Origin of the sequence: Mesorhizobium sp. M1A.T.Ca.IN.004.03.1.1, from assembly GCF_003997555.1 — a bacterium.
Lineage (GTDB): Bacteria > Pseudomonadota > Alphaproteobacteria > Rhizobiales > Rhizobiaceae > Mesorhizobium.
In genome coordinates, this window is record NZ_RZTV01000008.1 from 1 (window position 1) to 27,000 (window position 27,000).

20 protein-coding genes are annotated in these 27,000 nt (G+C 63.2%); 13 read left to right on the forward strand and 7 right to left on the reverse strand.

Translation table 11 applies throughout. The annotated features are described in order from the left end of the window. The 4 genes from EOD29_RS22475 to EOD29_RS22490 form a co-directional block, all read left to right on the forward strand. The coding region (locus EOD29_RS22475) for an IS5 family transposase (RefSeq protein WP_127247925.1) at positions 1-393 on the forward strand (393 nt) is incomplete at its 5' end. Next, positions 394-3,138, forward strand: a complete 2,745-nt coding sequence (locus EOD29_RS36525) for a DUF5801 repeats-in-toxin domain-containing protein (RefSeq protein WP_206520484.1) — start codon at positions 394-396, stop codon at positions 3,136-3,138. It abuts the gene before it with no gap. A gap of 74 nt (positions 3,139-3,212) precedes the next feature. Beyond that, positions 3,213-4,961: a type I secretion system permease/ATPase gene (locus tag EOD29_RS22485; protein WP_245307379.1), complete on the forward strand. Its 1,749-nt coding sequence runs from the start codon at positions 3,213-3,215 to the stop codon at positions 4,959-4,961. A gap of 147 nt (positions 4,962-5,108) precedes the next feature. Next, positions 5,109-6,476: an HlyD family type I secretion periplasmic adaptor subunit gene (locus EOD29_RS22490; RefSeq protein WP_245322429.1), complete on the forward strand. Its 1,368-nt coding sequence runs from the start codon at positions 5,109-5,111 to the stop codon at positions 6,474-6,476. Positions 6,477-6,565: 89 nt separating this feature from the next. Here the strand turns inward: EOD29_RS22490 and EOD29_RS22495 are convergent, their stop codons facing one another. Beyond that, complete coding sequence (locus EOD29_RS22495; RefSeq protein ID WP_067319945.1) at positions 6,566-6,868, reverse strand: DUF982 domain-containing protein; 303 nt, start codon at positions 6,866-6,868, stop codon at positions 6,566-6,568. 295 nt (positions 6,869-7,163) lie between these two features. Between EOD29_RS22495 and EOD29_RS22500 the strand changes: the two genes are divergently transcribed. Both EOD29_RS22500 and EOD29_RS22505 read left to right on the forward strand, forming a co-directional pair. Next, positions 7,164-8,621, forward strand: coding sequence for an NCS1 family nucleobase:cation symporter-1 (locus EOD29_RS22500; protein WP_127247927.1), 1,458 nt, complete (start codon positions 7,164-7,166; stop codon positions 8,619-8,621). Positions 8,622-9,568: 947 nt separating this feature from the next. Beyond that, positions 9,569-10,822 carry a serine hydrolase domain-containing protein gene (locus tag EOD29_RS22505; protein WP_127247928.1) on the forward strand — a complete coding sequence of 418 codons (1,254 nt, stop codon included), beginning with the start codon at positions 9,569-9,571 and terminating at the stop codon, positions 10,820-10,822. A gap of 571 nt (positions 10,823-11,393) precedes the next feature. On the opposite strand, the gene EOD29_RS22510 is transcribed toward EOD29_RS22505, so the two are convergent. From EOD29_RS22510 to tpiA, 5 genes are all read right to left on the reverse strand, one after another. Next, positions 11,394-11,933, reverse strand: coding sequence for a DUF1697 domain-containing protein (locus tag EOD29_RS22510; RefSeq protein ID WP_127247929.1), 540 nt, complete (start codon positions 11,931-11,933; stop codon positions 11,394-11,396). Positions 11,934-11,950: 17 nt separating this feature from the next. Further along, on the reverse strand, positions 11,951-13,588 hold the full coding sequence (locus EOD29_RS22515) for a CTP synthase (protein WP_082953678.1): 1,638 nt from the start codon (positions 13,586-13,588) through the stop codon (positions 11,951-11,953). Positions 13,589-13,836: 248 nt separating this feature from the next. After that, positions 13,837-14,961, reverse strand: coding sequence for a L,D-transpeptidase (locus EOD29_RS22520; protein WP_095800751.1), 1,125 nt, complete (start codon positions 14,959-14,961; stop codon positions 13,837-13,839). Between the two features lie 213 nt (positions 14,962-15,174). Continuing rightward, positions 15,175-15,699 (reverse strand): preprotein translocase subunit SecG, encoded by a 525-nt coding sequence (secG, locus tag EOD29_RS22525; protein WP_127247930.1) that lies wholly within the window; start codon positions 15,697-15,699, stop codon positions 15,175-15,177. 161 nt (positions 15,700-15,860) lie between these two features. Next, positions 15,861-16,628 (reverse strand): triose-phosphate isomerase, encoded by a 768-nt coding sequence (gene tpiA, locus EOD29_RS22530; RefSeq protein WP_127247931.1) that lies wholly within the window; start codon positions 16,626-16,628, stop codon positions 15,861-15,863. Positions 16,629-16,772: 144 nt separating this feature from the next. On the opposite strand from tpiA, the gene EOD29_RS22535 reads away from it, so the two are divergent. From EOD29_RS22535 to lexA, 6 genes are all read left to right on the forward strand, one after another. Further along, positions 16,773-18,665, forward strand: coding sequence for a peptidyl-prolyl cis-trans isomerase (locus tag EOD29_RS22535; RefSeq protein ID WP_067319927.1), 1,893 nt, complete (start codon positions 16,773-16,775; stop codon positions 18,663-18,665). Then, complete coding sequence (gene trpD / locus EOD29_RS22540; protein ID WP_066992683.1) at positions 18,662-19,672, forward strand: anthranilate phosphoribosyltransferase; 1,011 nt, start codon at positions 18,662-18,664, stop codon at positions 19,670-19,672. The genes EOD29_RS22535 and trpD overlap by 4 nt, the downstream gene beginning before the upstream one ends. 1 nt (position 19,673) lies before the next feature. Further along, positions 19,674-20,489, forward strand: a complete 816-nt coding sequence (gene trpC, locus EOD29_RS22545; RefSeq protein ID WP_206520486.1) for an indole-3-glycerol phosphate synthase TrpC — start codon at positions 19,674-19,676, stop codon at positions 20,487-20,489. Between the two features lie 2 nt (positions 20,490-20,491). Continuing rightward, entirely contained in the window at positions 20,492-20,971 is a 480-nt protein-coding gene (gene moaC / locus EOD29_RS22550) for a cyclic pyranopterin monophosphate synthase MoaC (protein ID WP_067319921.1), read from the forward strand. 1 nt (position 20,972) lies between these two features. Then, positions 20,973-22,178 carry a gephyrin-like molybdotransferase Glp gene (gene glp / locus EOD29_RS22555; RefSeq protein ID WP_127247933.1) on the forward strand — a complete coding sequence of 402 codons (1,206 nt, stop codon included), beginning with the start codon at positions 20,973-20,975 and terminating at the stop codon, positions 22,176-22,178. A gap of 116 nt (positions 22,179-22,294) precedes the next feature. Continuing rightward, positions 22,295-23,029 (forward strand): transcriptional repressor LexA, encoded by a 735-nt coding sequence (gene lexA / locus EOD29_RS22560; RefSeq protein WP_067320161.1) that lies wholly within the window; start codon positions 22,295-22,297, stop codon positions 23,027-23,029. Here the strand turns inward: lexA and EOD29_RS22565 are convergent. Continuing rightward, entirely contained in the window at positions 23,013-25,475 is a 2,463-nt protein-coding gene (locus EOD29_RS22565; protein ID WP_127247934.1) for a ComEC/Rec2 family competence protein, read from the reverse strand. The genes lexA and EOD29_RS22565 overlap by 17 nt on opposite strands. A gap of 99 nt (positions 25,476-25,574) precedes the next feature. Between EOD29_RS22565 and gltX the strand changes: the two genes are divergently transcribed. Further along, a complete protein-coding gene (gltX, locus tag EOD29_RS22570; protein ID WP_127247935.1) occupies positions 25,575-26,999 on the forward strand; it encodes a glutamate--tRNA ligase in 1,425 nt (474 codons plus the stop codon). Position 27,000: the final 1 nt, after the last annotated feature.

Here is a 27,000-nt window from a genome sequence, read left to right on the forward strand (position 1 = left end):
GGAGGACTGACCACCAAGATCCACATGCTCGCCGATGCCCTTGGCCGGCCACTGCGCTTCATCCTCACCGGCGGGCAGGCGCATGACATCGTCACTGCCCCGGCGCTGCTCGATGGCATGAAGGGCGGCGCCGTCATCGCTGACAAAGCGTACGACAGCAACGACTTGCGCCGGATCATCGCCGACGCCGACATGCTTGCCGTCATCCCTTCCAAGCGATCCCGCAAAGTGCCGATCCCGCACGACATCGTTCTCTACAAGACCCGCAACCGCATCGAACGCTGCTTCAACAAGCTCAAGCATTTCAGACGCTTCGCCACACGCTTCGATCGTCGCGCCGGCCACTTCCTCGCCTTCATCCATCTCGCCGCAGCTATGTTATGGATGCGCTGAATGTCGATTCAGCCTAACACAGTAGCTGACATCGAGGTCCACGCCTACAACAACGACGACAACGCAAAAGGCGCCGCGTTGCCGGGTGACGACAACGATACCGAGATCAATATCACCGGAGTAACGTTCAAGTTGAATGGCGTCGCCACGACGGCCACTGCCCTTGGCATCACAGTTGATCTCAACGGCACCGGAATGATCCTCCACAACGTCGGCGAAGGCGTTACGGTTGATTTTACTACGGCGGGCGGCTCGGGCGGAACTTTTGACCGATTCACCATCAAGAATATTGACGGTGAGAAAGATTATTTCGACGTCAAAGAGGTGCATTTCGCTGGGAACGTTGCTAATGCCCACAACGAACAAGTCGGCTCCTTCATCAACTTCAACGACGACGGTCCAAGTATTTCAACGACAGGCACCGAACCGACACTGACTGTCGACGAGACGGTTCTTGGCACCAACGACACCAAGAGCTTCGCGGCGAACTTCAGCTCGGCCTTCGGTGCTGACGGGGCCGGCACGGTGACCTACGCACTCGGCTTTACTGCCGGTTCGACCGGACTTGTCGACACCGCGACCGGGCAAGCGGTCGTCCTCTCGCTGAATGGCGGCGTCATCCAAGGTCGAACCGCCACGAGCAACGACCTCGTGTTCACGGTCTCTGTCGATGCCTCGGGCAACGTCACCCTCGATCAGATCCGCGCGGTGGTCCATCCTACCAGCGACCCGGACGAGAGCACGACTCTGGCCGCCGACAATTTGATCAAACTGACCGCGACGGTTACCGACAAGGACGGCGACCACGCACCGGCCACCCTCGACATCGGCCAGAACCTCAACTTCAAGGACGACGGCCCGAGCATCTCGACGACCGGCACCGAGCCTACGCTCACTGTCGACGACACGGTTCTTACGACTAACGACACGAAGAGCTTTGCGGCGAACTTCAGCACGGCCTTCGGTGCGGACGGCGCAGGCACGGTCACCTACGCACTCGGCTTTACTGCTGGTTCGACCGGCCTTACCGACACCTTAACCGGTCAGGCCGTCGTCCTCTCGCTCAATGGCACTGTGATCGAAGGTCGCACCGCCACGAGCAATGACCTTGTCTTCACGGTCTCTGTTAGCGGCACCGGCAGCGTCACCCTGGATCAACTCCGGGCAGTGGTCCATCCGACCAGCGACCCGGACGAAAGCAAGACACTGGACGCGGATAACCTAGTTACGCTCACCGCGACCATTACCGACAAGGACGGTGATCATACATCGACCACACTCAACATCGGCCAAAACCTCACCTTCAAGGACGACGGCCCGACGATCACGGTGCCGTTCGACGGTGACGCATCCGGGGGTGGAAGCAATGGTACTCACGAGACCTTGGGCAACGCAGTCGGTCAAACGGCATCTGGTGCTTTTGGCTACGACATCGGTTCGGACGGCCGCCCGGCTTCCTACTACGACGCCACGCACTCGGACTTCGTCGACCAGGATGGCGTGCTTCCCGGCATCCAGCTCAGCCTTGATGGCAATCTCACCGGTCTTGTCCCTGGCACGCCGACCCCATTCATCAGCTCGTTCGCGACGCTACAGTCGGAAAGCGCCACCGAAGCTTCGTTCAATTGGCAAATCTCCTACGATAGCGACCCGAACACGGCCGGCAATCAGATGGCCACGGCGGGCGGTACCCTTGTCTTCAACAAGGACAGTGACACCTACACCATCACCTTGAACGACGCGGTGGAGGGCTTCACCAGGGACATCCTGCACACCAGTGAGCTTCTCTCCAAGCAGCCCACGAGCAATACCGGTCACCCGTTGATCGTGGTGGAGAAGCTCTTCGAGGCGGACAGCACACCCGAAACGACCGATCGGGACTTCTTCGTGCAGTTCACGGCGAACTCGGCAACTTCGAGCATCCCCTTAGGTCTCGGCGATGACGACGGCGCGCCGGTTGCTGGTGACAAGGTGTGGAACCCCGGCCAGTTCGTCACCAACAACAACGAAGACTGGGTTTCTGCAACCCAGACCACGAACGGGGTCGCTGGCGACACTATCCAGAAGGGCGAGGCACTGACGCTTCGGTTCTTCGACACCTCACCGGGTATCTCGACCGACAACGGTGCCAATCACGTGCCGACCCAGGCGGCTAACGACATGGCCATCAAGTTTGACGGTATCGGCAACGAGGACCTGATGGTCATCGTTAATCTCGTGTCTACTGCCAACCCGGCGCTTACGACGACAAAGGCGATCTACATCTCGAACGCCGACATCTACAAGACGGGTCAGGTACCTTCCGCATACGCCGCCGACTTCCAGCTTGATAACAACGACGGCCTAGTGATCATAGAGCGAAACGACTACAACGGTGCCGGTGAGAACTGGGTGCTCCAAGGCGTCCAGATCATGCAGTCCGGCAACGGTCTGGTCGGGGCCGGTAGTGCGCCGGCCGGTACCAACGCCGCTCTCGGCGGTGCTACCGCGATCGACCTGAATAGCGCGGTCGGCGCGAATGGTGGCAGCCTTTCCGCCCCGTTGGTGATTTGGGACAACGACGTCGCCAAGGTGAACGGTGTGGATACAGCCGTCGCCGACAACGACGTCATCAAGATCGTGGACATCGGCTTCACCACGACGCAGACCACGACGCCGGACGCGCACCTCGACTTCGGCGTCCAAATCGCGGACGCGGACGGCGATATGACCACCGTCCAGCACATACTCGTCGACATCGCCTGAAACAGAAGCAGCGGGGGCGGCCAAGTGCTGCCCCCGTTGGAACTCGGCAGTAAGGCATCGAAACGGGGGGTTCCATGATGCAGCCAAGGCCGCAATTCCAGGAGGTGATGCGTCTGGCGCGCCGCCAGGCGCCGGCCCTTTTCCTCTTCAGCTTGCTAACCAATCTTCTTCTGCTTGCCAGCACCATCTACATGCTGCAGATCTATGACAGGGTGCTGTCGAGCGGCTCGATCGACACGCTGCTGTGGCTCACCCTTGCCGTCATCGGCGCCATTGCCGTCTATGGCCTCTTGGAACATGCCCGCCGGATGATGCTGGGACATATCAGCCAATGGCTGGACGACCAGCTCAGCGTCCCGGTGATCGAACGCGCCATGGCGGCGCGCCTGGCCGGCAGCAACGTCGAAGCCGGCCTGAAGGACGTTAGCGATCTTCGCAGCTTCATTGCCGGCGACGGCATTCTGACCTTTCTCGACGCGCCATGGACGCCGGTATTCATGGCGTTCATGTGGTTTCTGCACCCGGCATTGGGGGTGCTCGGCCTTGCCGGCGCGGTGCTTCTGTTCTGCTGCGCTCTAGCCAACGATTTCCTCACTCGCCGCAAAAACCAGGAAGCAGCCGCAGGGTTGCGCCGCAGCCAGGCCGCCGTCGGTCAATTTGTCGATGGCGCCGAAACATTGCGCTCGCTCGGCATGTCCGAGCCGGCGCTGCTGCGCTGGGAGCAAAACCAGCAAGCTCTCACAGCTCTGCAGTCCCGGATTTTCCAGCGCACCACCGTCATCGGCAGCCTGTCGCGCTCCCTGCGCCTCGCCCTCCAGGTGGCCGTGCTGGGGCTCGGCGCCTATTTCGTCCTGCACCGCGAACTCACGGGCGGGTCGATGATTGCGGCTTCCATCCTGCTCAGCCGCGCGCTGGCGCCGATCGAACGCTCCATCGGCGCCTGGCGCAGCCTGGTCAACGCTCGGGCCGCGCGCCAGAACCTGATCAAGCTCTTTGCCGCCACCGGGTCGTCGCAGAACGTCGGCGTCACCTTGCCGCGCCCGCAAGGCCGGCTGAAGTTAGAGAACCTGCACTATTACGCGCCGGGAACCCCGCAGGCCCTGCTGAACGCGATAAGCTTCGGTGTCGAGCCCGGCCAGAACTGCGGCGTGATCGGCTCGTCCGGCTCCGGCAAGACCACGCTCTGCCGTCTCATCGTCGGCACGATGCGACCCTCGCTGGGCCATGTCAGGCTGGATGGTGCGGAGGTCTGGAATTGGCCGTCGAACGAGCTCGGCCAGCATATCGGCTACCTGCCGCAACAGGTCCAATTGTTCCCGGGAACAATCGCCGAGAACATCGCGCGCCTGCGCGACGTCGACAGCGAAGCCGTCATCGCCGCGGCCCAGCTCGCCGGCATTCACGAGATGATCTTGCGGCTGCCGAACGGCTATCGGACCGAGGTCGGACCGCACGGCGTCCGGATCTCGCGCGGTCAGCGGCAGCGCATCGCGCTGGCTCGGGCACTGTTCGGCGACCCGCCGCTGATCGTACTCGACGAGCCGAACACCGGCCTCGACGGCGAAGGAGAGGCGGCGCTGTTCAACGTGCTTCAGCAGTTGAAGGAGCGCGGCCGCACGGTCGTTATCGTCAGCCATCAGACCAGTCTTCTGCGCACGGCTGACAACATCGTCCTCCTCCGCGACGGATCGGTCATGATGCTCGGCACGCGCGACGAGGTGCTCGGCGCGCTGGCAGGCCAGCCCAGGCGCATTCCGATGCCGGGGGCCATGCGGGACAAGATTGCCGCCTTCGCGCCGGCAAACCTGAAAGCGGTGGAGTGAGCCATGGACTTCTCGACGCTTCTGAACGGGCTGGCGGACAGCCTGCGTGAGCTGACCGGCACGCTGAGCATCTTGGCCGGGGATCTGACCGCCGCGGTCTCGATTTGGTATGACGGATTGGGTTGGCCGACGCGTATCGCTCTGACTGTGGCCGCCGGCGCGCTCGTCCTGCTCCTGATTTCCCGATTCTTCCGGCGGCGGTCACATGCATTCCAGGCAATCAGTGGCGACCTCAATCAACGGACCCGGCCGGCGCGTATGCTGGGCTATGTTTCATCGATTGTCTTCGTCGGCGGCGTCGCCGTGTGGTCCAGCGTCGCGCTTCTGGCAAGTGCCGTCGTCGCCGATGGCGTCGTCAGCCCCGAAGGCTATCGCAAGACGGTCCAGCACCTTGAAGGCGGCATTATCGGCGCGATTCATGTCAAGGAGGGCGATAAGGTCGGCGTCGGAGAGGTCCTCATCAGCTTGAAGACTACGGAGGCGCAGGGCCGCTACGACGAGTTGCAGGGGCGCTATATCCGCCTGCTGGCAACCGAGGCGCGCCTTGTCGCGGAGCTTGCCGGCCAGAATCGGGTCGCCTTCCCCAAGGAGCTGACCTCGATCGACAGCGAGCTGGGGCGAAACGTGGTCGCCGAAGAGCAGGCGCTGCTCGACAGCCGCCTCGCGACCCGCGACGGGCGCACGCAGATCCTCAACAAGCGCATCGCGCAGATTGAGGAGCAAAGTGCGGGATCAAGAGACGTAATCGCCGCAGAGACCGAGCAACTCAGGCTGATCGACCAGGAGATCGCTTCCGCCCAAGAGCTTTACAAAAAGGGGCTGGAGCGCTTGCCGCGGATATTGGCGCTGCTGCGCTCCCAGGCCGATATCCGCGCCAACCAAGCGTCAAACCGGGCTCAAGTGGCCCGCAACGATCAGCAGATCGGCGAAACCCAGTTCCAACTCCTCAACCTGCGCCAGCAGGACAGTGAGAGCGCCAACGAGGATCTCGCCAAGGTGCGCACCGACCTGGCCGAATTGCGCAGCCAATTGCCCTCGCGCCAGGATGTGCTGGCCAGGACCGACATCGTCGCGCCGATTGCGGGAACGGTGATGAATTTTCGCGTAACGACCGAATCCGGCGTGATCGCCAGCGGCCAGCCGCTTCTCGATATCGTGCCCAACGAGCCCAATCTGGTCATCGATTCACGCATCAAGACCACGGATATCGATGTGGTGCATCCAGACATGCCCGCCCGCGTGGTGTTGACGGCCTATCCGAGCAGGCATCTGCCGCAGATCCACGGTCTGCTCACCTCGGTGTCGGCCGATCGGCTGACGGATGAGAAGACCGGCGAGCCCTATTTTCTCGCCAAGGTCAAGGTCGACGCGGCCGATCTCGAAGAACTGCACGACGTCCGTCTATCGCCCGGCATGCCGGCGGAAGTGATGATTCTGACCGGGGAGCACACTTTGCTCGACTACATGCTGGCCCCGGTGGAAGCCTCCCTCACACGCTCTTTCAGGGAGAATTGAAACGAAGCAACTCGTGCCAGTAAGCACACAACACCACCGAGACGTCGGCCTCAGGCCGACGTCTCATGCTGCCGAAGGATTCGAACGTGCTAGCGCCTTAGAGCGTAGACATTGTCCATCGAAACGCCACCCAGAGGCAGCGCCATCTCGTCGTCGAGAATCCGAGTGATGCGGGCAAAGCCGACAAAAGCCTTTCTCGCCTCCTCAGCCGACATCTTGCCAGCCATAGCTGCCGAGCAGCAATTCACGGCGCATTGATAAACGGGGCCGCGCCTCCCCGTTGGCCACTTCCGCAGGAACACCATCGCTTCGGAGACGCTGTCGACTTCCTCCAAGGGGTATCCCTGCCCACGCGCGATCCGCACTGGGGTAAAGAAATGCAAGCGATCCATCACTATCCTCCCGGTCGACCGCAAAGCGGCCGAACCCGCATAAACGCATGTCCAGGGATTTGGTTCCACACAATTTTGGTTGCTGGTCGAAAAAGTTCGGAACCGGACAGGGCGCGATTGGCAAGCCGACTCAAGTAAAGGCGATTCCTGTTTTGGCGCGACGAGAAGCGCGATTCTCATTGAATGACTTTAAGGCCAAAGCCGGCAAATGGATTGCTTGTAGGTTCCCCAGCGTCAGGCTTACCCTCACCAGTTAACGCGGGGACGCCGCGTTTTGCAAAAGGGGACAGTTGCAATGACTATACAAGGCGCTTCGCCGGACCTCTACAACGAGGATCTGGCTCCGGCAACAGTCAGGAACTGGGGGCCGTTTTCAATCTTCAATGTCTGGACTTCCGACGTCCACAGCCTCTGGGGCTATTATCTCGCCGCGAGCCTTTTTCTGTTCTGCGGCGGCTTCGTCAACTTCATCATCGCCATCGGCATCGGCTCGCTGATCATCTACTTCCTGATGAACCTTGTCGGCTATGCCGGCTTGAAGACTGGCGTTCCCTACCCCGTGCTTGCGCGCGCCTCCTTCGGCATCTGGGGTGCCAACATTCCGGCGCTGGTGCGCGCCGTCGTCGCCTGCTTCTGGTATGGCGCCCAGACGGCCGCCGCGTCGGGCGCAATCGTCGCGCTGCTGACGCGGCTGCAGTGGTTCGACGAATTCAACCGGACCTCGCATCTGCTCGGCCATTCCACCCTGGAGGTGATCTGCTTCGTCGTCATATGGGCTCTGCAGCTTTTGATCATCCAGAAGGGTATGGAAACGGTGCGCCGGTTCCAGGACTGGGCCGGACCCGCCGTTTGGGTGATGATGCTGATCCTGGCGATCTATCTCTGCGTCAAGTCGGGCACCTTCGCCTTCACCAGCGATATTCCGATGGACGTGCTGCTCGACAAGACCAAGGATGCCGGCGTGCCAGGCGAGCCGGGTTCGTGGACCGCGCTGTTCGCGGTGGCGGCAATCTGGGTAACCTACTTTTCGGCGCTCTACCTCAACTTCTGCGACTTCGCCCGCTACGCGCCCAACAACGCGGCGCTGCGCAAGGGCAACATCTGGGGCCTGCCGGTCAACCTGATCCTGTTCTCGCTGGTCGCCGGCGTCACCACGATCGCCGCCTACGACGTCTATCACGAGGTGCTGCTCCACCCCGACCAGATCTCGGCCAAATTCGACAGCTGGTTCCTGGCGGCGCTTGCCGCGCTGACCTTCGCGGTGGCGACCCTGGGCATCAACGTCGTGGCGAACTTCGTCTCGCCGGCCTTCGACTTCTCCAACGTCTTCCCGCGTCAGATCGACTTCAAGAAGGGCGGCTATATCGCGGCGCTGATCGCGCTGGTGCTCTATCCGTTTGCGCCGTGGGAAGGCAGCGCTGCCTCCTTCGTCAACATCATCGGCGCGACGATGGGGCCGATCTTCGGCGTGATGATGGTCGACTATTATCTGATCCGTAAGGGCGAGGTCGACGTCAACGCGCTCTACCGCGAAGATGGCGAGTTTCGCTTCCAGGGCGGCTGGCACGTCAACGCCTTCATCGCCGCCGGCATCGGCGCGATCTTCTCCTCGATCCTGCCCAACTTCACCAACTGGCTGCCGTCCTGGTGGGGCGTCTATGGCTGGTTCTTCGGGGTCGCGATCGCGGGCGCCGTCTACTATGTGCTGCGCACAATGGCGCTCGGCGCCGGCGCACGCATGGCCAAGGCTTAACACAGTCGGGGCGGCGAAAGCCGCCCCATTTGCTTCGTCTCACTTGCCTACCATTTCGGGCCAGCCAATGCGAGCGTCTTTGCGCTCGAAAAAGTTGCGTCAGGGCAGTTCGACCTCGGGCTCAATGATGTAGATGGTAGGATCCATTTCTTCAGGAGAGACAGCGACCACGTCCTTGCCTGTTGAGTCTATATAGCTGTCCGTAACAGCAAAGCCCGCCAGAAGCTGGTCGTCCGTGAAAGGATATCAGGAACCGAATTCGTGGGAGTAAGACGCGATAGCCAACCTTGCCAAATCCGCGTTGTCATATAGATCGACCTCGTAGTCCCCAGTGCGGGCCAAACAGTCCATCAACATCGGAAGAGTAAAACCCTTTGTCCTCGAGCACGCATTGAAGGAGCGCGACCTGCGATCAGGAACTTAGCTTTTGGTCAGTTGAAACACCGGATCCTGCGATCCGCCCGCTGCCCGCCGAACACCGGCAAAGGCGACGAGAAACGGCAGGGTTGAGCTTGCGAGCACGTGCCTTCGTGTCACCGGAACGGTGGAAGTCTCCGATACTTTCGGAAGATTCCCGCTTTTCGCTTCGGACCAATATTTTCGAAGTCGAACATCGCCATTCTCCAAGCCGCGGAGCACCATTTGCTGGCACTAACGCCGGCCAGGCGAGTTCTGCCAAAGCGCTCCACGCCCAGCGACAAACCTTGGCTCCGGACCTCATCTTATCGTATCTTTGCCTCGGAACGGAGCTTACGCGGAGGGCGCAGGTTGGAGAGGCGAGTTCCCGTCCGGGTTGAAAATGTTCGTTTATACGAACTTGCGCTCGCAAATCAACGCCGGCGGTGTGCACTCCCCAAGAGCTCCAAAACGCCCTGCGCCCGACTTTTCGATCCTTGACTGCTCACCATGATGTTCGTCCGACCTTTTTCTAAATGTGGGGAATGGCAATGGAAGAGAATGGGTTTCGTCTGATCGTCCGCTGCATCGGTTCCGTCGCCCTGTTTGCTTTTTCCTCCCAAAACGCATTCGCAACCGATAGCGCGCGATGCGTTGCGAACATCGAAAAAGTGATTGCCGATGGGTCGGTTCCGGCGAAGGCAACGCCGCTGCCCTCGGAGCTCAGCGCGAAGCTTGACGCTGCGGTTCGATCCGCGCTGCCCAAGACGGCGGCACCAGGTGTCATCGTCGGCGTGGTGACACCTTCCGGAACATGGAAGGCGGCGTATGGCATGGCCGACCCTTCCGCCGGCACACCCATGGCTGTGGGGATGCACACGCGCATAGGTTCAGTTACCAAGACATTCACCGGCACGGCGATCATGCAGCTGGCCGAAGCTGGGAAGCTGTCGCTTGACGACAAGATCCAGAAATACGTACCCGGCATCCCCAATGGCGATCGGATCACGCTCCGCCAGCTCGCCGATATGACCAGCGGCATTGCGAGCTATACCCAAAGTGCAAAATTCCAAGATGTCTTGTTCTCCAAGCCTCAAACGATCTTCACGCCCAAGGAGCTGGTAGCCATCGGCGTGGCAGAATCGCCTCTCTTCGAGCCCGGAGCCTCGTTCAACTATTCGAACACCAACACGATCCTGCTCGGCATGGTCATGGAGCAGGTTACTGGAAAGACCGTCGGCGAGGTTTTCAAGGAGCAGATCTTTGATCCGCTGAAGCTCAAGAATACGTCCTGGCCGGGCGACTCGGTGGATTTGCCGGTGCCCTATGCTCAGGGCTTTACCCTGCAGGGGGATTTTGCCAAGCCGGATGCACCAAGCAACGCGACGAACTGGAACCCATCCTGGGGATGGACTGCAGGGGAACTGATTTCCAATATCGACGATTTGCTGGTTTATGCTCGGGCACTGGGCACCGGGAACGGCTTGCTGGGGGCAGCTGCGCAGAAGGAGCGGCTGACCTTCCCGGGCGCGGCCGGCTACGGGATCGGCGTCGGTTGCATCGGCGGCTGGGTGGGCCACACGGGCGAACTGCCAGGCTACAACACGACCTTGTTTTACAAGGCAGGTGCGGACATAGCCGCCGTGGTCCAGACCAACAGCGACATTGCTTCCGGCGATTGCAAGGCGGAGCCGACGCTGACCGACGATCCACGCGACACGGTCTGCTCTTCGCCTGCAACGCGTGTATTTGTTGCGGTTTCAGAGGCTCTTGGCCAGCCGTATACGCCGCCCAACCCCCACTGAATGCCCGATAAGAGCCGAGACGGCTCGACAATTTTGCAGCGGCTCACCCGTTGTGAGCCGCTCCGTCTCCTCGTTTGAAGCACGGCGGAACTCTGTGTCGGGCTTTCCCGGCATCGCTCTAATATGAACCGATGAGTTGCAACAGGAATCGCGTGCCGGTATGGCCAGCTCTTGGCTGTCTTGGAACGGTATTGCGATTATCGCCCCCGCATTGAGGTGCTGTCCGAAAGAAGCTTGCCATCCCTACCCCGGCCGAGCCCAGTTCTTCTTCGGTGTAGTCCACGCCCGTGTCGTGCTAGGCACTTGTAAGCCTGGCTGAGATTTACTTACAAACTCACGATGCCCCCTGACATGTAGACTTCAGCAAATCTTATCAAATCCCCCGTTTTGCCAGCTTCTCGAAACGAGAATCATCTCCAGATTGCGTGCAGGTGTTTCTCGGCGGCCTTTCATCGGAACGGTCGCCTGCCTCAGATTTCGGTGAACGATCGAGGAATCGGATTCGCCCTGCTCCGGCGCGGAGGGTTGAGACTTGAGTAGTCGGGGCGGCGAAAGCCACCCTTATTTCAACCTATTTGGCGACCATCTCGGACAGTCTGCGCACCGTGTTCCAGTTGCGCGATGTGCCGATCCCCATGCACTTGTGGTTTGCTGCGGCGAGCAGCCGCGAGCTTGGCCGCTCGCGCGAAAAGACGACCCAAATATCGCCGTCGACCGACAGCACCTTCTCGTCCGCGGCGGCATAGGCTGTAAGAGCCGCTGCGGCTTCTTCCGGCGCCGGCCGGCGCATCACCCGCACCGCGACCTGATCGCCGGCTTTTGCCGATTCGTCCGGGAACGGATTGGCGGCAGCAAGCTTCAGCCGGTCTTCTGCGTCGCGCACGATGATATCGACATGGCGGCCGAAAGTCTCTTCGAAGGCCTTTTCCAGCCGCCGTTCGAGACCGGAAACGCTGGCCGTCCGCGCCTCGAAGACCAGATTACCCGTGGCGACCAGCGTGCGGACGTTTTTCAGCCCGATGGCTTCGGCCATCGCCTTGAGGTCGGACATGACAACGCGCCGCCCCTCGCCCAGGATGATGCTGTAGAGCAGCGCGACGTAAGTTCGCATGGTCGCCGGCCGATCGTTTAAACCAGCCGCGACTGCTCCACCGCCGCTTCGATGAAGCTTGCAAACAGCGGGTGCGGTTCGAGCGGGCGGCTCTTCAGTTCCGGGTGGTACTGCACGCCGATGAACCAGGGATGGTCGGGATATTCCACCGTCTCCGGCAGCACCCCGTCTGGCGACATGCCGGCAAAGACCAGGCCACAATCCTCAAGCCGCTGCTTGTAGTCGATGTTCACCTCGTAGCGGTGCCGGTGGCGCTCGGAGATCTGCGTGTCGCCGTAGATCTCGGCGATCTTCGACCCCTTGGCGAGGTCGGCTTGATAAGCGCCGAGGCGCATGGTGCCGCCGAGATCGCCGGTAGCCCTGCGCTTCTCCAGCATGTTGCCCTTCAGCCATTCCGTCATCAGGCCGACGACCGGCTCCTCGGTCGGGCCGAATTCGGTGGAAGAGGCATGCTCGACGCCGGCGAGCGACCGCGCAGCCTCGATGCAGGCCATCTGCATGCCGAAGCAGATGCCGAAGTAAGGCACCTTGCGCTCGCGCGCGAACTTCGCGGCCAGGATCTTGCCCTCGGAGCCGCGCTCGCCGAAACCGCCGGGAACGAGAATGCCGTGCACCTTCTCCAACCACGGCGTCGGGTCTTCCTTCTCGAAGATCTCGCTCTCGATCCAGTCGAGCTTGACCTTGACGCGGTTGGCAAGCCCGCCATGCGACAGCGCCTCGATCAGCGATTTGTAGGCGTCCTTGAGGCCGGTGTATTTGCCGACGACGGCAATCGTCACCTCGCCTTCCGGATTGTGGATGCGGCTGGAGAGCGCCTGCCAGGGCTCCATCCGCGGCTTCGGCGCCGGATCGATGCCGAAGGCGGCGAGCACTTCGGAATCCAGCCCTTCCTTGTGATACGCCATCGGCACGTCGTAGATGTGCGGCACGTCGAGCGCCTGGATGACGGCGCTCTCGCGCACATTGCAGAACAGCGAGAGCTTGCGGCGCTCTTCCTTGGGGATCGGCCGGTCGGCGCGAACCAGAAGGATGTCGGGCGCGATGCCGATGCCGCGCAATTCCTTGACAGAATGCTGCGTCGGCTTGGTCTTCAATTCGCCGGCGGTAGGGATGTACGGCATCAGGGTGAGATGCACATAGACCGCGTTGTTGCGCGGCAGGTCGTTGCCGAGCTGGCGAATCGCCTCCAGGAACGGCATCGCCTCGATGTCGCCGACAGTGCCGCCGATCTCGCACAGCACAAAGTCGTAATCGTCATTGCCTTCAAGGACGAAATGCTTGATCTCGTCGGTGACGTGCGGGATCACCTGCACGGTCGCGCCGAGATAGTCGCCGCGCCGCTCGCGCTCGATGATGTTCTTGTAGATGCGGCCGGTGGTGATGTTGTCCTGCTGGTTGGCCGAGCGGCCGGTAAAACGCTCATAATGGCCGAGATCGAGATCGGTCTCGGCGCCGTCGTCGGTCACGAACACTTCGCCATGCTGATACGGCGACATCGTTCCGGGGTCGACATTGAGGTAGGGATCGAGCTTCTTGATCCGCGCGCGATAGCCACGCGCCTGCAGAAGAGCCCCAAGAGCTGCTGCAGCGATGCCTTTTCCGAGTGAGGAAACCACGCCGCCTGTGATGAATACATATCGCGCCATGGGAGTCATCGCTTAACGCGGCCTGATTGATTCCGCCAGAGAAAAAACCGCCGCGAAGGCCTTTTCCCAGATGGCGCTGTGTCCGGACGGGCATTTCTCTGAAGCATGCCGCCCAAAACTGTGCAGTGGTTTTGGGAGAACGGCAGGCATCAGAACAGAAACTCGAAAGCGCGGCACCAGCGTCTTTCACGCGACGCGCTTTGATCAAAGAAAAAGGGCCGGTGGTGCCGGCCCTTTCGGCAGTTTGCTTCAACGCGTTAGATAATAACGACCTTGGTGCCGATCTTAACGCGGCTGTAGAGATCCATGACGTGCTCGTTGATCATGCGGAAGCAGCCGTTGGAAGCGCTGGTTCCTATCGACTGCGGTGCAATGGTGCCGTGGATGCGCAGATGCGTGTCCTTCTTGCCGTCATAGAGGTAGATGGCGCGCGCGCCGAGCGGGTTTTCGCCGCCACCGGGCATGCCGTCCTTGTACTGGCCATAGTGCTTCGGCTCGCGCTTCTGCATGTCGAGCGTCGGGATCCAGCGTGGCCATTCCTGCTTGTCGCCGACGGCCACCGTCCCCTTGAACTGCAGGCCTTCACGGCCGACTGCGATGGCGTAGCGGCGCGCGGTGGAAAACGATTCGACGAGGTAGAGACGGCGAGCAGTCGTGTCGATGACGATCGTCCCGGGCTCATAGCCGGTGAAGGCGACGTCCTGCGGCACGAACTCCGGCTTCACCTTGAACGGCCTCTTGGCATCCTTCTTGGCGAGCGCCGAATCAAGCGCGCGGGTCTCCGGCAGATAGTTGATCGAGGTCACCGAGGAACCGCCGAACAGGCCGGCGAACAGCCCGCCGCTGCTCGCCCGCTTCTGGCCGGGTTGTTCGCTTCGCAACTCACCGTTGTTGCCGGTGGCCGTGATGTTCATCGCCTCGGCCGGGATTGGCTCCTCGGCCTGGAGCGAGGCGATCGGCGCCACGGGCGTGAGCGGTTCGATGATCTTGACGGTCTTCTTCCCGGGCTTCGCATCGGCCACTTCGGCCGGCGCGGCCGAACCCTTTTTGGAGAGCCATTCCTGACGCGCCGCATCCGCCTTGGCCTTGGCCGCCTCACGCATTGCCAGCTTGCGGGCTTCGAGCGCCTTTTGCTTGGCCGCTTCCTTGTCGGCAGCGATCTTGGCCTCGAGCTTTTCGATCTGCGCGAGGTCGTCCGGAGTCGGGTTTTTCTTCTTCTTGAGAAGCCTCAGCTGCGATGCGTCGCTCTTGGCGGCGACGGGAATTGCGTCGGTCTTCTCTACCGACGGCGAAGCGGCCAGGTTTGCCGGTGAGGCAAAGGCCGCGGAGCCCATGCCGAATACGGCACAGAATCCCAAAAGGATGAAGCTGCGAAGCTGCATGGCGAAGATCCGATTTTCTATGCTAGTTGCCCAACGGCGTCGCCCGGCGCCCCCCAAGGACGCCGAAAAGTGCCGCGCGCAATCTATAATCGATTAGCCAGCGCGCCCTCAAGCTGAGCGACGCGTTACATTTGGTTGAATCTTCGTGATCGAGCGGCATTTGCCGCGACTGTGTTCAAAGAACAACAGATCGCGGCAGCAATGCTTGTCCGGCTACTGGTTCGGAACCTGCGGGGTGACCGGCAAGGTAACGCCGTTCGCGGCCGGCGGCGTGGTCGGATTCGCGGGCGCCGGTGTTGCGGGAGCAGTGGCCGGGGCCGTGGTGGTGCCGCCATTCGACAGCGGCGTCGTGGTTGTCGTTCCGCCCGACGGGGCGGCCGGCGCGGTGCCGCCAGCCGGCGGCGCCGGCTGCGAGCTGCCCACCGGACCGGTGGCGCCCGGCAATTGGTTGAGCACGCCCTTGCCGGCATTGCCCGAGGTCGAAGCCGGTGCCCTGTCGAGGATGTCGATCGGCTTCTCACCGTAGCGGGCAAGGATGGAGAGCGCGAGCGAGGTCACGAAGAAAGCCGCGGCCAGGATCGCAGTCGCGCGGGTAAGCGCGTTGGCTGCGCCCCGCGCCGTCATGAAACCGGAACCGCCACCAATGCCGAGACCGCCGCCTTCGGAGCGCTGCAGCAGCACCACGCCGACAAGGGCGAGCACGACCATAAGATGAACGACGATCAGTACCGTTTCCATAATTTATCCTGGCGAGGCCTTGCGCGGCCGCGCATACGACCGGTGATTTGGAGGCGGCTCCTTACAATGCTTTGGCGGCATTTCCAAGCCCGTGGCCGGGAATATGGGGAGCAATGCGGCCATTGCAACGATTTGGGCCGCGCCCCTGCCGCCGTCTGCGGCTATGACATGTGCATATAGGCTTCGGCAATGGCGAGGAAGTCGGCCGCCTTCAGGCTTGCGCCGCCGACCAGCGCGCCATCGACATTCTCGACGCCGAGCAGCTCCACAGCATTGGACGGCTTGACCGAACCGCCATAGAGAATGCGCATTCTGGCCGCGGCATCGCCGAGCAGCGCCGTCAGCTTGCCACGGATATGGGCATGCGCCTCGGCGACGTCGGCCGCGGTCGGCGTCAGGCCGGTGCCGATGGCCCAGACGGGCTCGTAAGCGATGATGGTGTTGGCGGCGGTGGCGCTCGCCGGCACGGAACCGTCGAGCTGCCGCGACAGGACATCGAGCGTCGCGCCGGCTTCACGCTCGGCGCGCGTCTCGCCGATGCAGATGATGGCCACCAGCCCTGCCCGCCAGGCGGCCGAAGCCTTGGCATTGACGATCGCATCGTCGTCGCCGCATTGCTCGCGCCGCTCGGAGTGGCCGACGATGACATGGCTTGCGCCGGCATCCTTCAGCATCTCGGCCGAAATCTCACCCGTATAGGCGCCGCTCTCCTTGGGGTGGCAATCCTCGCCGCCGGCGCGAACCGGTGTCCGCGAAAGGATCTCTGCGGCCTGGTGAAGCAAGGTGGCCGGAACGCAGACCAGGGCTTCCGTCTCCGCATCGAGGCCGCTCATGAAGCCGTTGCCGATCATCCTCAACTCGTGGAGCGAGGCGCTGGTGCCGTTCATTTTCCAGTTGCCGGCAACGAGCGGACGGATTCCAGGGGTCATGGCGTCGAGTTCTCCAGGCAACATAAGGCAGCGCCCTCACTACCAAAATCGGGCCACAAAGCAATCGACAGTGGGCCGGAAGGACGCTATTGCGCTTGTTTCAGAGTCGGCGCATGCGAAAATGCGCAAAGATCGGAAGTGGGCATGCTTGGTATTTTGAGAAGCGCGGCGGGCACCTGGGTCGCGAAAGCTTTGCTGTCCTTGCTGGTGGTGAGCTTTGCCGTCTGGGGTATTTCCGGGCGCCTGTCGGGAAGCTTGGCTGGCCATCATTCGGTGATTACCGCCGGCGGCACCACGGTTTCGATCAACGAATACCGCCTCGCCTACGATCGCCAGATCAACCTGCTGTCGCAGCAATATGGCCAGCGCATCACGCATGAACAGGCTAAGCTGCTCGGCCTCGACAACCAGGTCCTGGCGCAGCTCGTCTCCGGCGCCGTTCTCGACGAGCAGGCTCGCAAGCTCGGGCTTGGCCTTTCCAAGGACCGGCTGGCCGAGCTGACGCGCGAGGATCCGGCCTTCAAGGGTCCAGGCGGCCAGTTCGACCGCAGGACCTTCGAATATCTGCTGAGCCAGATCGGCATGCGACCCGAGGACTATCTGAAGAACCGCTCGCAGGTGGCGGTCCGCCAACAGATCGTCGAGGCGATTTCCGACGGCCTCAAGGCGCCGCAGACCTTCCTGAAGGCGGTCGCGCTCTATCGCGGAGAGGACCGCACGATCGACTATCTCGTCCTGCCGAAGACACTCGTCCAGCCGATCGAGGCGCCGTCCGACAGCGCGCTGAAAACCTATTTCGAAGCCAACAAGAAGAACTACGCCGCGCCGGAATACCGCAAATTCTCCTATATCCGGCTTGAGCCGCAGGACATCATGGACCCGACGGCGGTCACCGATCAGCAGGTCGCTGACGACTACAACAAGAACAAGGCGCGCTATACGACGCCCGAAATGCGCACCATCGAACAGCTGGTGTTCAAGACGCCGGACGCGGCCAAGGCGGCATTTGACTCCCTGAAGGCCGGCGCCACCTTCGACAAGATCGTCACCGCAGAGGGCAAGACGCAGGCCGACACCGTGCTCGGCACGCTGGCAAAGGACAAGATCGCCGACAAGGCGGTGGCCGACGCAGCCTTCTCGCTCAACGTCAACGAGGTCAGCCCGGTGGTTCAGGGCGCCTTCGGCCCGGTGCTCTTGCGCGTCACCGAGATCAAGCCGCAGGTGGTGAAGCCGCTTTCGGAAGTGTCCGACCAGATCCGCAAGGATCTTGCGCTCGGCGAGGCAAGCCGCGTCCTGCTCGACGTCCACGACAGCTACGAGGACACCCGCGCTTCCGGTGCCTCGCTTGCCCAGGCGGCCGACAAGCTAAAGCTCAAGGTCGTCACCATCGACGCCATCGACCGCACCGGCCAGCGGCCGGACGGCACGATCGTCAACGACCTGCCGCAATCGGCGGACCTCATCAAGGCCGTCTTCGAGGCCGAGCCGAACACCGAGAATGAAGGCCTGACCACTGCCGCCAACGGCTTCGTTTTCTATGAAGTCCAGTCGATCACGCCGGCGCGCGACCGCACGCTGGACGAGGTTCGCCAGAAGGTGGTGGCCGACTGGACCGCGGCCGAGACCGACAAGCGGCTCACCGCCAAGGCCGGGGAGTTGGAAAAGCGCCTCAAGGCCGGTGCGACGCTCGACGTGATCGCGGGCGAGCTTAAGCTCGAGAAGCAGACCAAGCGCGGCCTGAAGCGCGAAGCCGACGATGCCGATTTCGGCAAGGAGGGCGCGGCGGCCATGTTCGGCGTCGGCGAAGGCAGCACGGGCCTGATCCCCTCGCCCACCGGCGACGGTCAGATCCTGTTCAAGGTTGCCGAAGTCTTCGAACCTGCCGGTGCCGATGGCAGCTCTGTCCCGGAAGACGCGCAGAAATCTTTCAGCGCCGGCATATCCGACGACCTGCTCGATCAGCTGGTGGCGCAGCTGCAGTCGCAATATGACGTTCGTATCGATCCGGCCGCCGTTTCCCAAGCACAGACACGATGAGCGCGCTTAAGACATATATCGCCAAGGTCGCGACCGGCACCGCGCTCTCCTTCGAGGAAGCGCGCGAGGCCTTCGACATCATCATGTCGGGCGACGCGACGCCGGGGCAGATCGGTGGCTTCCTGATGGCGTTGCGCGTGCGCGGCGAGGCCGTGAGCGAGATCTCCGGCGCGGTCGCCACGATGCGCGCCAAGATGCTCCGCGTCGAAGCCCCGCGCGGCGCCATCGACATCGTCGGCACCGGCGGCGACAATTCGCATTCGGTCAACATTTCGACCGGATCGGCATTCGTCATCGCCGCCGCGGGTGTCCCGGTGGCCAAGCACGGCAATCGCGGCCTGTCCTCGCTGACCGGCGCGGCGGATGTCCTGATGGCGCTAGGCGTCAAAGTCGACATCGCACCGGAGACGATCGGCCGCTGCATCCAGGAGGCCGGCGTCGGCTTCATGTTCGCGCCAGCGCATCATCCGGCGATGAAGCATGTCGGTCCTGTCCGGGGCGAGCTCGGCACGCGCACCATCTTCAATCTGCTCGGGCCGCTGTCGAATCCAGCCGGCGTCGGCCGGCAGATGGTTGGCGTCTTCCTGCCCGAATGGATCATGCCGGTGGCTGAGACGCTGAAGGCGCTGGGTACCGATCATGCCTGGATCGTGCACGGCGACGGTTATGACGAGATCACCACCACGGGCGAGACGCAGGTCGCAGAGCTCGCCGGCGGCGAGATCCGCACCTTTACCCTCACTCCGGAAGCGGTCGGACTGAAGCGGCATAACAAGGAAGATCTGCGCGGCGGCGAAGCGGCCTACAATGCCAGGGCATTGCGCGATATGCTGGGCGGCGCTGCCGGCGCTTATCGCGACACTGTGCTGATGAATGCCGGCGCCGGGCTGGTGGTGGCCGGCAAGGCGACGACGCTCGGCGATGGCATCGAGGCAGCAGCGCAGGCCATTGACAGCGGCCGGGCGCTGGCGGTGCTCGACAAGCTCATCGAGATTTCGAACGGTTAGAATTTTGTCCGATATCCTGCGCAAGATCGAAGCCTACAAGCGCGATGAGATCGCCGCCGCAAAGCTCAGCGCGCCGCTTGCCGAGGTCAAGGCGAAGGCCAAGGATGCGGAACCCCCGCGCAGCTTCCTTGCGGCGCTTGAGGCCAAGCGGAAGGCTGGCGGCTTCGCGCTGATTGCGGAGATCAAGAAGGCCAGCCCTTCCAGGGGCTTGATCCGCGCCGACTTCGACCCGCCGGCGCTCGCCAGGGCCTACCAGCAAGGCGGTGCTGCCTGTCTTTCGGTGCTGACCGACGCACCGTCCTTCCAGGGCGCGCCCGGCTTTCTGACCGCAGCGCGCGCCGCCGTTAGCCTGCCCGCCCTGCGCAAGGATTTCCTCTTCGACCCGTATCAGGTTCATGAAGCCCGCGCCTGGGGCGCGGACGCGATCCTCATCATCATGGCGAGCGTCGACGACGCCTTGGCCAGTGAATTGGAAGCCACGGCCTTCGATCTCCGCATGGACGCGCTGGTCGAGGTGCATGACGAACAGGAGATGGAACGCGCGCTTCGCCTCTCGTCGCGGCTGATCGGCATCAACAACCGCGATTTGAGAACCTTCGAAACCAGCCTCGACGTTTCCGAGCGGCTTGCCGCCATGGTCCCGGACGACCGGCTGCTGGTCAGCGAGAGCGGCATCTTCACCCATCAGGACTGCCGGCGGCTGGAAAAGAGCAAGATCGGCACCTTCCTCGTTGGCGAAAGCCTGATGCGGCAGGCCGACGTGGCCGCCGCGACCGCCCTTCTGCTGACGGGCAAGGCGCCGGCCGAGGCCGTTTGAGGATGCCCGCGCTTACGCATCTCGGCGCCAAGGGCGAAGCCAACATGGTCGATGTCGGCGGCAAGGCCGAGACGACGCGCACGGCCATCGCCGAAGGGTATGTCACCATGCAGCCGGAAACGCTGGAGATGATCCTGGCCGGCGACGCCAAGAAAGGCGACGTGCTGGGCACGGCGCGCATCGCCGGCATCATGGCGGCCAAGAAGACGCATGAGCTCATCCCGCTTTGCCATCCCCTCCTTCTCACCAAGGTTGCCGTCGAGATCGAGCCCGACCACGCGCTCCCTGGCCTGAGGGTCAGCGCGCTTGCCAGGGTTACCGGCAAGACCGGGGTGGAAATGGAGGCGCTGACCGCGGCGTCGGTCGCCTGCCTCACCATCTACGACATGGCCAAGGCAGCGGACCGCGCCATGGCGATTTCCGGCATCAGGCTGGTCGAGAAGACCGGCGGCAAGTCGGGCGACTACAAGGCAGGTTCTTAGCATGGCTTTGCTTCCGGTCGCCGAGGCGCTCCAACGCCTGTTGGACGGCGCGACCGCGCTGCCAGGCGAAAGCGTGCCGCTGGCCGAAGCAGCCGGCCGGGTGCTGGCCGACCCGGTGGTGGCTCTGCGCACCCAGCCGCCCTTCAATGCGTCGGCGATGGACGGCTATGCCGTACGGGCCGCCGACGTAGCCTCGGCGCCGGCCCGGCTCTCCGTGATCGGCATGGCGCCCGCCGGGCGTGGCTTCACCGGCTCTGTCGGCAAGGGCGAGGCCGTGCGCATCTTCACCGGCGCGCCGCTCCCCGAAGGCGCCGATACCATCGTTATCCAGGAGAATGTCCGCGATCTCGGCGGCGGCGGCATCGAAGTGACCGAGCCGACCGCGGAGGGACGCAATGTCCGTCGCCGCGGCCTCGACTTCTGCGAGGGCGACCTGCTCCTCGAAAAAGGCCGCCAGCTCGATCCGGCGGCGCTTTCGCTGGCGGCATCGGCCAACCATCCGAGTCTCAACGTGGTGCGGCAGCCGCTGCTCGCCATCATCGCCACCGGCGACGAATTGCTGCCGCCGGGCAGCGCGCTCGGCCCCGACCAGATCATCTCGTCGAATGCCTGTGGCGTCACAGCTACGGCCCAGTCGGTCGGCGCGCGCTCGCTCGACCTCGGCATCGCCGCCGACCGCAAGGACGCGATCGCGGCCCTGGTCAAGAAGGCGGTCAAGGCCGGCGCCGACGTCATCGTCACGCTTGGCGGCGCCTCCGTCGGCGACCACGACTTGATCCATGACGTGCTGACCGGCGAAGGCATGCAGCTCGACTTCTGGAAGATCGCCATGCGTCCCGGCAAGCCGCTGATGTTTGGCCGGCTCGGCGACATTCGCTGCATCGGCCTGCCCGGCAATCCGGTCGCAAGCCTGGTCTGCTCGCAGCTGTTCCTGAAGCCGCTTCTGGCGCGGCTGGGCGGCCGGTCCTGCCGTCAGGAAATCCGCACGGCCCGGTTAGGCGTCGCAATGCACGCCAACGATCTCAGGCAGGACTATGTGCGCGCCGTGGTCCGCGAAGATGCGGGGGGGTTGATCGCAACACCGTTCGGCATCCAGGATTCCTCGATGTTGAGGATGCTCGCCGATGCCAATGGCCTGATCGTGCGCCAACCCTTCGCGCCGACAGCTGAAGCCGGCGAGGAATGCAGCGTTCTGATGTTACGCTGAACAAAACGTCAACACATTCACTAAACTTTAAACGGTTGCGGAACACAACTGGAACAGATAGTGTTTGTTCTGGGTTTGTTTTTCTGATTCTGGTTTCAGAACCCATGGGGGCCGCCATGCTGACGCGCAAACAACATGAACTGCTGATGTTCATCCATGAACGGCTCAAGGAGAGCGGCATTCCGCCGTCTTTCGATGAGATGAAGGAAGCGCTCGACCTTGCCTCGAAATCGGGCATCCACCGCCTGATCACGGCGCTGGAGGAGCGCGGTTTCATTCGCCGGCTGCCGAACCGGGCGCGTGCCCTTGAAGTGCTGCGCCTACCTGACTCGATCGCGCCCGGCCTAAATGCGGCGAAGAAATTCTCGCCGAGCGTCATCCAGGGCGGCCAAGGCAATCTCGGCCGCCAGATCAAACCCGCGGCGCCCGCCCGCACGCCGACGCCCAGCAATGACGACGACGCCGGTTCAGCCGTCTCCATCCCGGTGATGGGTCGCATTGCCGCCGGCGTGCCGATCGACGCCATCCAGCACCAGACGCATTCGATCACAGTGCCGCCGGACATGATCGCGGGCGGCGAGCACTACGCGCTCGAGGTCAAAGGCGACTCGATGATCGAGGCCGGCATCTTCGACGGCGACACGGTCATCATCCGCAACGCCAGCACTGCGAGCCCCGGGGAGATCGTCGTGGCGCTGGTCGACGACGAGGAGGCCACGCTGAAGCGCTTCCGCCGCAAGGGCGCCTCCATCGCGCTCGAGGCTGCCAATCCGGCCTATGAGACGCGCATCTTCGGTCCCGATCGCGTCAAGGTTCAGGGCAAGCTCGTCGGGCTCATCCGCCGCTACTGAGGGGCTGCGGCTTGGCTTCCGGCTTCTCGGGCTTCTTGTAAGGCGCCAACCCCCTCGCCTCACGCGAGTAGCGCCGCTGTTCGTGCCAAGGGCGGTACGGTTTTTCGACGGCGTATTGAATGGTTGCTCGCGCCGTCGCCGATTGCGGATCGAAGAAGACGGCGGCACTGCCGTCGCGCGCGAGCTGCCGCTTGGTGACAACGAGGACACGCGGATCGCGGCAGGGATTGTAGGCCGTGGCGTCGTTGATGACGATGAGGTCTGCGAAGTCGCAGGCAGGCCGGGCAGCTTCGCGGTTCTCGGCGAGCGCGACGATCGCGCCTGATGGATGCCGGCCAATGCAGAGATCGCCCGTGCAGTAAAAGGGCGATCCAGGCGGCAGGTCGACCGGATCGGCCAAGTCCAGCGTGCCCTTGGCGAATGTCTCCGGCGGCACGATCGTTTCGGCCTTGAGCGCACGTTTCCAGTTATCGGTGGTGAACTCGTTGGAGCGGGCGCGATTGATGGCGAGTTCGCCGCCGCCGATCGGCATCGCCACCAGATGCGCGTCCTCCGAGATCAGCAGGTCCGGCGTGCGCACCTGCGGGATGATCATGACGGCCGCGGCAGCGAAAGGAATTGCGGCCAGCCTGAGCCACGTAGTCGCCATCGTGGCGATGACGAGCGCGATCGTCGCCAGCAGCACCGAATGGATCGAGATCAGGCCCACGGCATCGACCGGCGACCACTCCGAAATCCAAGCTGAGATCGCGATCATCGCCGCCAGGCCCTTGCCCATCAAATAGAGGAAGGGCCCGTCGAAGCCGAACGGCATCATGACCGCGCTGGCGACGGCGAGAAACATCACGATCGTGACGATCGGCATGATCGCGAGATTGGCCAGCAGGCTAAGCGGCGAGACGCGCTGGAAATGCCAGATGGCAAACAGCGCCGTGGCACTTCCGGCAATGATCGACGTCATCGCGGCACCACCTACTCCGACTGCCAGTTTGTGCGACATGAACCGCAGGAACGAACGCTTTGCCGGCGGCGCTCTCACCTTGCCGGCGCGGTAGTCGGACCAGCCGGCATAGGCGCCGACAAGGGCGGCGGTTGCCGCGAACGACATCTGAAAGCTCGGGCCAACCACTTCATGCGGCGACACCAGGATGACAGCGATGGCCGAGATCGCCAAGTTGCGCATCGTCAGCGCGGCGCGGTCGAAAAGCACGGCGATCAGCATGACGGCCAGCATGATGAAGCTTCGCTCGGCGGCGACCACCACGCCGGAGATGACGAGATAGGCGGCGATCGACATAAGCGCGATTGTCGCGGCATATTTCTTCACCGGCCGGCGTGACGAAAAATCCGGGAACAGCGCAAAGGCGCCGCGCAGCAGAAGCATGACCGTGCCGGCGACCAGCGCCATGTGCAGACCCGAAATCGAGATGATGTGATAGATGCCGGTCCGCCGCATCGCCTCGTTGATGTCCTCCGGAATGCCGGCGCGCACGCCGACGATCAGTGCGGCGGCAATTTCGCCTTCGGGTCTGCCGACGGTGCTTCTGATGTGGTCGGCAATATTTTCGCGCGCGTTCTCGATGGCCGAGGCGATGCTCGTCTGGCCGATCGGGTCGGTTGGCGGAATGAGTTTCGGGTCGCCGAGGAAAAATCCGCTGCCGCCGATGCCGGAAAAATAGCTGTCGAAGGAAAAATCATAACTTTCCGGACGGACCGGCCCTGTCGGCGGCAGGAGCCGCGCGTAACCCGTCACCAGCGATCCGGCCTTCATGCCGGCCGGGATCCTGCGTGCCGAGACCCTGACGCGATCCGGTGCGTAGCGCAGCTTTGGATGCGCGGTCGAGACGAGATCGATGGTCAGCCTGACGCGGCCATTGGCCATTTCCTCGGCGATGACGACGCGGCCTGTCAGCCGCGTCTGGATTTCGGAGCCGAGCATCGGTGTAGCGGCGCGCCAGGTCTCGACCTTCGCGGCGACGAAGCCCAGCGCGCAAAACAGCGCCGCCATAAAGACCAGGTGTGTCTTCAGCCAGGGACGCGAAACCGCCGCGCATAGAGCCATCAGCGCCACCGCCGCCAGCGGTCTGTAAAGATCCGGCTCGGCGCTCAAGGAATAATAGAGTATCACGCCGGCGGCCAGGAACACCGGCACCAGCAGGAAGCCGATGCCGCGGTCGAGCTCGGTTGAGGCTGCCTCGGCCACACCCCGGCGAAACACGGAAAACGAGGCACGGCGGAACCGCCTGCGGATAAAGTCGATGGCCGCCGGCGGAGGAGCTTGTAGCGAAGCATCGCCGTCCGGCGGCAAAATCTCGGTGGCCGGACGCGGTACGGGAACCAAAACCGGTACTGCCTCGGCAGGCACGGTGTCGGCAAACAGCAGGCGCTCGCTCACGCCAGCCGCCGTCTCCTCGCCCTCCTCCGCACCCCGGCCACGTCCAGCCATCGGGTCTGCCCCTTGCGCCCCAGACCTCCTATGCTACATGAACGCCCACCGCGCGAAAGTCCGCGCAATCATGCCCGCTGAGCTTCTTCCGAGAGTTCCATGTCCGACAAGGTCGTCACCCGCTTTGCCCCCTCGCCCACCGGCTATTTGCACATCGGCGGGGCGCGCACGGCGCTGTTCAACTGGCTCTACGCCAGGCACACCGGCGGCACGATGCTGCTGCGCATCGAGGACACCGACCGCGAGCGCTCCACCGAAGCGGCGACGGCCGCTATCCTGGACGGGCTGACCTGGCTCGGCCTCTCATGGGACGGCGAGGCCGTGTCGCAGTTCGAGCGCGCGCCGCGCCACCGTGAGGTGGCAGAGGAGCTCGTACGGCTGGGCAAGGCTTATTACAGCTATGAAACGCCTGCCGAGCTGGAGGCGATGCGCGAGGCGGCGCGGGCCAAGGGGCTGCCGCCGCGCTACAATGGCCAGTGGCGCGACCGCGGGCCCTCCGAGGCGCCTCCCGGCGTCAAGGGCGCCATCCGCATCAAGGCGCCGACCGAAGGAGAGACCGTCGTGCACGACCGCGTGCAGGGCGAGGTGCGATTCCCGAACAAGGACCTCGACGACTTCATCATCCTGCGCTCGGACGGCAACCCGACCTACATGCATGCCGTCGTCGTCGACGATCACGATATGGGCGTCACCCACATCATCCGCGGCGACGATCACCTGACCAACGCCGCGCGCCAGACCGTAATCTACAACGCCATGGGCTGGACCGTGCCGTCGATGTCGCACATCCCGCTGATCCATGGTGCCGACGGCGCCAAGCTGTCGAAGCGCCACGGCGCGCTCGGCGTCGAGGCTTATCGCGCCATGGGCTATCTGCCGGAGGCCCTGCTCAACTATCTGGCCAGGCTCGGCTGGAGCCACGGCGACGACGAGGTGATGTCGATCAAGGATATGATCTCCTGGTTCGACATCGGCGACGTCAACAAGGGCGCCGCCCGGTTCGACTTCGCCAAGCTCGAGGCGCTGAACGGCGTCCATATGCGCAAGATGGACGACAAGGCGCTATTTGATATTCTCGTAGCCACCCTGCCCTATCTCGAGGGTGGCCCGGCGCTTGCGGCCAAGCTCGACGACAGGCGCCAGGCACAGCTGCTTGCTGCCATGCCGGGCCTCAAGGAGCGGGCAAAGACCTTGGTCGAGCTCGTCGATGGAGCCGGCTTCCTGTTCGCCGAGCGGCCCTTGCAGCTCGACGAAAGGGCTGCGGGGTTGCTTGGCAGCGACGCCCGCGCCATTTTGCGCGGTACCCATGCCGCGCTCGCCGCGATCTCCAGCGAATGGAGCGCCGCGACCGCGGAAGCCGCTATTCGCGATTTTGCGCAGGCAGGCGGCCATAAGCTCGGCGCCGTGGCTCAACCGCTGAGAGCTGCGCTCACCGGCCGCAGCACCTCGCCCGGCGTGTTCGATGTGCTCGCTGTGCTCGGCCGTGAGGAGAGCCTGGCGCGGGTTGCGGATCAAATCGATTAGG